The 6,420-nt window shown below is 55.4% G+C and carries 6 protein-coding genes; 2 read left to right on the forward strand and 4 right to left on the reverse strand.

The genetic code is table 11. The annotated features are described in order from the left end of the window. The first annotated feature begins 16 nt into the window (after positions 1–16). The gene (locus L2W58_RS07985) at positions 17–949 is read left to right on the forward strand and encodes an MBL fold metallo-hydrolase (protein ID WP_236102821.1); all 933 of its coding nucleotides are present in this window, start codon (positions 17–19) and stop codon (positions 947–949) included. Positions 950–964: 15 nt separating this feature from the next. Further along, positions 965–2,134, forward strand: a complete 1,170-nt coding sequence (locus L2W58_RS07990; protein WP_236102822.1) for an amidohydrolase — start codon at positions 965–967, stop codon at positions 2,132–2,134. A gap of 42 nt (positions 2,135–2,176) precedes the next feature. Here the strand turns inward: L2W58_RS07990 and L2W58_RS07995 are convergent, their stop codons facing one another. From L2W58_RS07995 to L2W58_RS08010, 4 genes are read right to left on the reverse strand one after another with little or no spacing between them, the layout of a single operon-like run. Beyond that, positions 2,177–3,166 (reverse strand): ABC transporter ATP-binding protein, encoded by a 990-nt coding sequence (locus L2W58_RS07995; RefSeq protein ID WP_236102823.1) that lies wholly within the window; start codon positions 3,164–3,166, stop codon positions 2,177–2,179. Continuing rightward, positions 3,163–4,155 (reverse strand): ABC transporter ATP-binding protein, encoded by a 993-nt coding sequence (locus tag L2W58_RS08000; RefSeq protein ID WP_236102824.1) that lies wholly within the window; start codon positions 4,153–4,155, stop codon positions 3,163–3,165. The genes L2W58_RS07995 and L2W58_RS08000 overlap by 4 nt, the downstream gene beginning before the upstream one ends. Before the next feature lie 12 nt (positions 4,156–4,167). Then, complete coding sequence (locus L2W58_RS08005; RefSeq protein ID WP_236102825.1) at positions 4,168–5,076, reverse strand: ABC transporter permease; 909 nt, start codon at positions 5,074–5,076, stop codon at positions 4,168–4,170. A 13-nt stretch (positions 5,077–5,089) separates the two neighbouring features. Next, a complete protein-coding gene (locus tag L2W58_RS08010) occupies positions 5,090–6,016 on the reverse strand; it encodes an ABC transporter permease (protein WP_236102826.1) in 927 nt (308 codons plus the stop codon). Positions 6,017–6,420: the final 404 nt, after the last annotated feature.

A 6,420-nucleotide genomic window follows, 5' to 3' on the forward strand; every position in this document is an offset into this window, starting at 1 on the left:
CCAAGGAGGTGCTACCATGAAAATCGATCTCGTGTTGGAGACCTCCGACACGTCTTTATATCTTGTGGATCTTCCACAGTCGATCGAGGGATTCGAACACTTCATATGCTCCTGGATACTGGAGGATCGAGTAAAGGAAATCGTGTCGGTGGTTGACTGCGGCCCCCGCTCCTCCATACCGGTGCTGGACGGGGCTCTAAGATCTTTGAAGCTACGGCCGGACAGACTTCTTCTCACCCATATACACCTCGACCACGGAGGAGGTGCGGGAGATCTATGTAGACTCTACCCCGACATGACTGTGACGGCACACCAAAGAGGGCACCGTCACTTGGTGGATCCCGAAAAACTTTGGGAGGGGAGCCTTCTGGTGCTCGGAGACACGGCGACATCCTACGGAAAGCCACTGCCGGTACCGGAAAAATCTCTGAACTATGCCCTTTCCGATATATTAACCATAGAGACCCCGGGACACGCCCACCATCACCTGTCGTTCCTATATTCCGGAGACAGGAGGATATTCTTCGCAGGGGAGGTCGCAGGGGTATGCGCGGATCGCATGGTGAATCGGTGGTACAGTGATAAAACAAAAAAAGCCCCCTACCTGAGACCGGCAGCCGCTCCCCCCTTCCGCATAGACATCGGCAGAGAATCGCTCCGATCGGTCATGAAACTGGATCACGACCTGCTCTGTCCGGGACATTACGGGCCGATCGACGACGGAGCGACCTTCATGAAAAAAGCCCTTGACCAGCTGGATCTTTGGGAGGAAACTATCTCCCTAGCTCGCGAAGACGAGGATCCCGACGCCCTGGTGGACCATCTCATCAGGACGGACCCGGCCTTGAAGCCCATGGAGGACTTTCTTCCCGAGGTGGTATCGAGAGAGAGAGCCTTCATGGCCAACAGCGTGAGGGGTTTTATGAAAGATATATCGGATAAAAACTGAGAGGAGACGTATTATATGCTGAAAGCCATAGTCGGAGGCACGGTGGAAACGATATCGTCCGGGACGATTCAGGGAGGTACCGTCCTGGTGGAGGACGGCAGGATAAAGGCGGTCGGAGCGGGACTTTCCATACCAAGCGGAGCGGAGATCCTGGACGCCTCGGGCATGACGGTCACCCCGGGCCTCATAGACGCACACACCCATATAGGAACCTGCCCGGAGGGAATTCCCTACTCCATGACTGACGAGAACGACATGACCGACCCGAGCACCCCTCAATTGAGGATATTGGACTCCATATACCCCTTCGACGAAGCCTTCGGAGAGGCTAGAAAGGGCGGGGTGACGGCGGTTCAGGTCCTTCCGGGAAGCGCCAACGTCATAGGAGGACAGGGGGCCGTCATAAAAACCAGAGGTCTAGTGGTGGACGAGATGGCTGTCCTTGCCCCGTCTGGAATGAAGGCAGCCCTGGGGGAGAATCCCATCGGGGTCTACAAGGAGAAAAACCAGCTTCCGACCACGAGGATGGGAAACGCCGCCTGCATGAGGAACACCCTTCAGGAAGCCTTCAACTACAAGGCCGCCAAGGAACACTGGCTCGCCAAAAAAGACGAGGACAAGGACCCCTTCGAGATAAAACCCGACATGGAGGCTCTGCTGCCGGTGGTGGAGAAAAAGATGCCCCTCAGGGTACACTGTCACAGGGCCGACGACATAGCGACGGCCATAAGGACCGCCGAGGAATTCGGGATAGACCTGACCTTGGAACACTGCACCGAGGGACACCTAATACCGGATTACCTAGCGTCGAAGAAAGTAATGGCCGCGGTAGGCCCCACCCTCTCCTGCCGCCCCAAGATAGAGCTCAGACACATGACCTGGGACACCCTCAAGGTCTTCTCCGAGAGAGGGATCCATTTCTGCATAATAACGGACCACCCGGTGACCCCGGTACACTCCCTTATGCTCTGCGCCACCATGGCCCATCGGGCTGGGCTGTCCAGAGAGGAAGCCCTAAGGGCAGTAACCCTGTCCCCGGCTGAACACCTTGGATTGGAGGCTAGGATGGGATCTCTGGAACCGGGAAAAGACGGGGACATAGTTCTATGGAAAGGCGACCCATTCGACGCAAGAACGGAGGTAGCCATAACCTTCATAGACGGAGTAGAGGTCTACAGGGCCTAGAAAAAAGGCGGAGCCGATATGTTCTCGGCTCCGCCTTTTTTTCTACCTCTCCAGAAGGAAACACGCCACCTCGTGATCCTTCTCCACCTCCACCAGAGGTGGTTCTTCCTCTCTGCATCTGTCCATGGCGTAAGGGCATCTGGTGTGGAACCGACATCCCGACGGCGGGTCTATAGGAGAGGGGATGTCACCCTCCAAGGGAACCCTCTCCACCTTCAATGTAGGATCAGGAAGGGGGATCGCCGACATCAACGCCTTGGTATAGGGATGAAGGGGATTGACGAATATCGAGTCCTTGGAGGTTATCTCCACCACCTTGCCGAGGTACATTATGGCGATCCTGTCGGAGATGTGCTTGACCACCGACAGATCGTGGGTGATGAAGAGATAGGTAAGGCCCAGCTCCTGCTGAAGATCCCTCAGCTCGTTCAAAACCTGGCTCTGAATGGACACGTCCAGTGCAGAGACCGGCTCGTCGCACACGATGAACTTGGGATTCAAGGCAAGGGCCCGAGCTATACCTATTCGCTGTCTCTGACCACCGGAGAACTCGTGAGGATAGCGGAAACGATGTTCGGGACGAAGACCGGCCTTGACTATCACGTCGGTGACGTAACGGTCTAACTCCTTACGACCTTTGGCGATACCGTACAGCTTTACCGCCTCTCCCACTATCTCGCTCACGGTCATCCTGGGATTGAGGCTACCGTAAGGATCCTGGAAGATTATCTGGATCTTCTGCCTAACCTGTCCGGGGTTTTCCCTGAGCATCTGCCCCAGCTCTCGACCCTTAAAGTAGACCGAGCCGTCGGTCGGCTCCAGAAGGTGCATCAGGGTCCTGCCGGTGGTCGACTTTCCGCATCCGGATTCGCCCACCACTCCCAACGTCTCTCCCTCTCGGATGGAGAATGAAACGCCATCCACCGCCTTCACGTGGTTGACCACCTTCTTGAATATGCCCTTCCTTATGGGAAAATATTTCTTCAGGTTCTCTACCCTCAGAAAATCCTCCCTCTCGACGGGAACGCTCATTCCTCGACCCCCTCTCTGTCGGGATGATCCTCGTACAGCCAACAACGTACCTTGCGGTCGCCCTTGAGCCTATATATGGGAGGTTCCTCGACACTGCATCGATCTATGCACTTATCGCAGCGATTGTGGAACTTGCACCCCTCCGGAAAGTCCAACGGATTCGGCACCACTCCTGGGATGACGTCCAACCGTTCCTTGTCGCAGTCCATCCTCGGAATGGACCGAAGAAGTCCCTGCGTGTAGGGATGAAGGGGGTCCTTATAGAGGGGAACCACGTCGGCCTCCTCCACGACCTTACCGGCGTACATCACCACCACCCTCTGGGCCATCTGGGCTATGACTCCCAAATCGTGGGTTATGAACATTATGGCCGAGTTCAGCTTCTCCCTCAGTTCGTTCATGAGATCCAGTATCTGAGCCTGTACCGTCACGTCCAAAGCCGTGGTGGGCTCGTCCGCTATCAGCAGAGCCGGGTTGCAGGCCAAAGCCATGGCTATCATGGCCCTCTGCCTCATACCTCCGGAAAGCTGGTGAGGGTATTCGTCCACCCTCTGATCCGGCGATGGAATCCCGACCAGATCCAACATCTCGACGGCCCTCTTTTTGGCCTGCCGATCGTCCATCTTCTGATGAAGCCTCAAAGGCTCCATGATCTGCTCCCCTATGGTGTACACCGGGTTCAGACTCGTCATGGGCTCCTGAAATATCATGGAGATATCGTTGCCTCGGATCTTCCTCATCTCCGGTTCGGAGAGGTTCAACAGGTCGACTCCGTTCATGACGATCTCTCCTCCGGCCACTCGACCGACCGGCTTGGGGAGGAGTCCCATTATGGACAGGGAGGTCACCGACTTTCCACATCCCGATTCACCGACTATGCCCAGGGTCTTGCCGGGCTCGATGGAGAAGGAGACACCGTCCACGGCCTTTACCGTTCCGGCGTCGGTATCGAAATAGGTCTTAAGGTTTCTGACTTCCAACAATGCCATGCCCGACACCTCCTATCTCTTGAGCCGGACGTCCAGAGCGTCCCTCAGACCGTCTCCGACGAAGTTGAAGGCCAAAACTGTGTACATTATGGCCAGACCGGGGAAGATAGCCCACCACCACTGACCGGTGGCCAGGTACTTCTGCCCTACCGAGATCATCAGCCCCCAGCTAGGAGTGGGAGGCTGAGCTCCGAAACCGAGGAAGGCCAGTCCCGCCTCCACCATTATGATGCTGCCCAATCCCAGGGTCGCCTGAACTATGACCGGAGCCAGGGCGTTGGGAAGAATGTGGGAAAAGATGATCCTCCAGGTCGGTATGCCGAGCGCCTTAGCCGCCTCTACATACTCCCTCTCTCTGAGGGATATGAACTGGGCCCTGGTGATCCTCGCGACCGGAACCCAGGAGACCAGACCGATGGCGACGAAGACGACCATCATGCTGGGATTGTTGAATACGGCTATGATGGCCAGAACGAAGAGAAAGAAGGGAAAGGCGAAGACCACGTTTATCAGCCACGATATGGCATCGTCGACCCAGCCTCCGAAGTAACCGGCCAGAGCCCCGAGGGGGATACCTATCATGAGGGACACCAAAGTGGCGAAAACCCCTATCTGCAGGGAGATACGGGCCCCGAACACGACCCTGCTGAGGATATCCCTTCCGTAGAGATCGGTGCCCATGATATGACTCGCGGTGGGGGCGGCCAGTTTAGCCGCCTTTCCCTCGGTCCAGATGAGCTGCTTGAAGGGATCGTAGGGAGCTATCTGAGGAGCGAAAAGGGCCACGAACAGAAGAAAGAGGACCATGATAAGCCCCAACATGGCCAGTTTATTCCTGCGAAAACGCACCCATGCCTCATACCAGAGACTGCCGTGCTTGCGGTTCTTTGCGGTGTCGACCGCTTTATCCTTTTTATTCAACCTCGGTCCCCCCTTAATCGTAACGGATCCTGGGATCGAAGAAGCCGTAGGAGATATCCACGATCAGGTTGGCGACGAGGAAAATCAGCGCCATGAAGATGACCGTCCCCCTTATCATGGGGAAATCCCTGGCTATGAGGGCCTCCACCGAGAGACGACCTATTCCGGGCCAGGCGAATATCGTCTCGGTGAGAACCGCACCGGAAAGCAACGAGGCTATCTGAGTTCCCACTATGGTGACCACGGGAATCATTGCGTTCTTGAGGGCATGCTTCATCACCACGACATTGCCCGCCAATCCCTTGGCCTTGGCAGTCCTTATGTAGTCCTGGTTCAATACCTCAAGCATACAGGACCTGGTAAGACGGGCGGTCAAAGCCCCCGGTCTCACCCCCAAGGTAATCACAGGCAGTATGAGATAGCGCCACGATCCGTCGCCGTATCCCGCTCCGGGCAACCAACCCAGACCGTAGGCAAAGACCAGAAGAAGCAGGAGCCCGACCCAGAAGACCGGGGCGCTCACCCCCGCTATGGCTATTATCATGGCCGAATAATCGAACACCGAGTATTGCTTGACCGCCGAGAGAATCCCGGCACCTACGCCTATCACCGTACCGAGAACCAACGCCCACATGGCGAGCCGTGCCGTCGCTCCCAAGCGATCCTTGATGGCGTCTGCCACCTTTTCGTTGGTCCTGTAGGACGTCCCCAGGTCTCCTTTTATCAATTGACTCATGAAGTTTATATACTGTTTATGAAGGGGCAGATCCAACCCCAGATCGTGACGGATCTTGGCCAAGGTCTCGGGATCCCCTCTTTGACCCATCATAATCATGGCCGGATCTCCGGGAACCACGTTAACCAATATGAAAACGGCCGTAACGACTCCCCAAACAACGGGGATAGTGTACAAAATTCGCCTCATTATATAAGTGAACATACCAGGGTCACCTCCTATCTATCGTGATGAAGACTCTACCGTAAGAGACGCCGTGATGCCGAGACAACCTCCCCTTCAGAGATCTCCCACGACAAAGCGGATGACTTTATCGCACAAACTAATCACCTCCCCAAACAAAGCCATGAACATAAGTTACAAAACCCCCTCCCGACGACGCGGGCATCAGAGTAATTGCCGCTAATAACAGGACTCAACAAGCAGGAAGATAGAAAAGGTAGTCTTTTTTGAGGAATCTCGAGAGATGAAGACGATGTAACATAAGGACCAATGAGTTTATTATACTCTATGGTGGACCCCATTGTCAAGACCATTTTTTAGCCTAGATTAGTTTAGGTCAGACTGCTATAGGTCTTCCTTTCCGAAGTAGATCTCCTGCGGTGTCC

Origin of the sequence: Dethiosulfovibrio faecalis, assembly GCF_021568795.1 — a bacterium.
In the GTDB taxonomy this organism is placed as follows: domain Bacteria; phylum Synergistota; class Synergistia; order Synergistales; family Dethiosulfovibrionaceae; genus Dethiosulfovibrio; species Dethiosulfovibrio faecalis.

What these genes read in the sequence shown, in the direction of transcription:
- L2W58_RS07985 (WP_236102821.1), top strand. Translation starts at nt 17, where the DNA reads ATGAAAATCGATCTCGTGTTGGAGACCTCCGACACGTCTTTATATCTT.
- L2W58_RS07990 (WP_236102822.1), top strand. Translation starts at nt 965, where the DNA reads ATGCTGAAAGCCATAGTCGGAGGCACGGTGGAAACGATATCGTCCGGG.
- L2W58_RS07995 (WP_236102823.1), bottom strand. Translation starts at nt 3,166, where the DNA reads ATGAGCGTTCCCGTCGAGAGGGAGGATTTTCTGAGGGTAGAGAACCTG.
- L2W58_RS08000 (WP_236102824.1), bottom strand. Translation starts at nt 4,155, where the DNA reads ATGGCATTGTTGGAAGTCAGAAACCTTAAGACCTATTTCGATACCGAC.
- L2W58_RS08010 (WP_236102826.1), bottom strand. Translation starts at nt 6,016, where the DNA reads ATGTTCACTTATATAATGAGGCGAATTTTGTACACTATCCCCGTTGTT.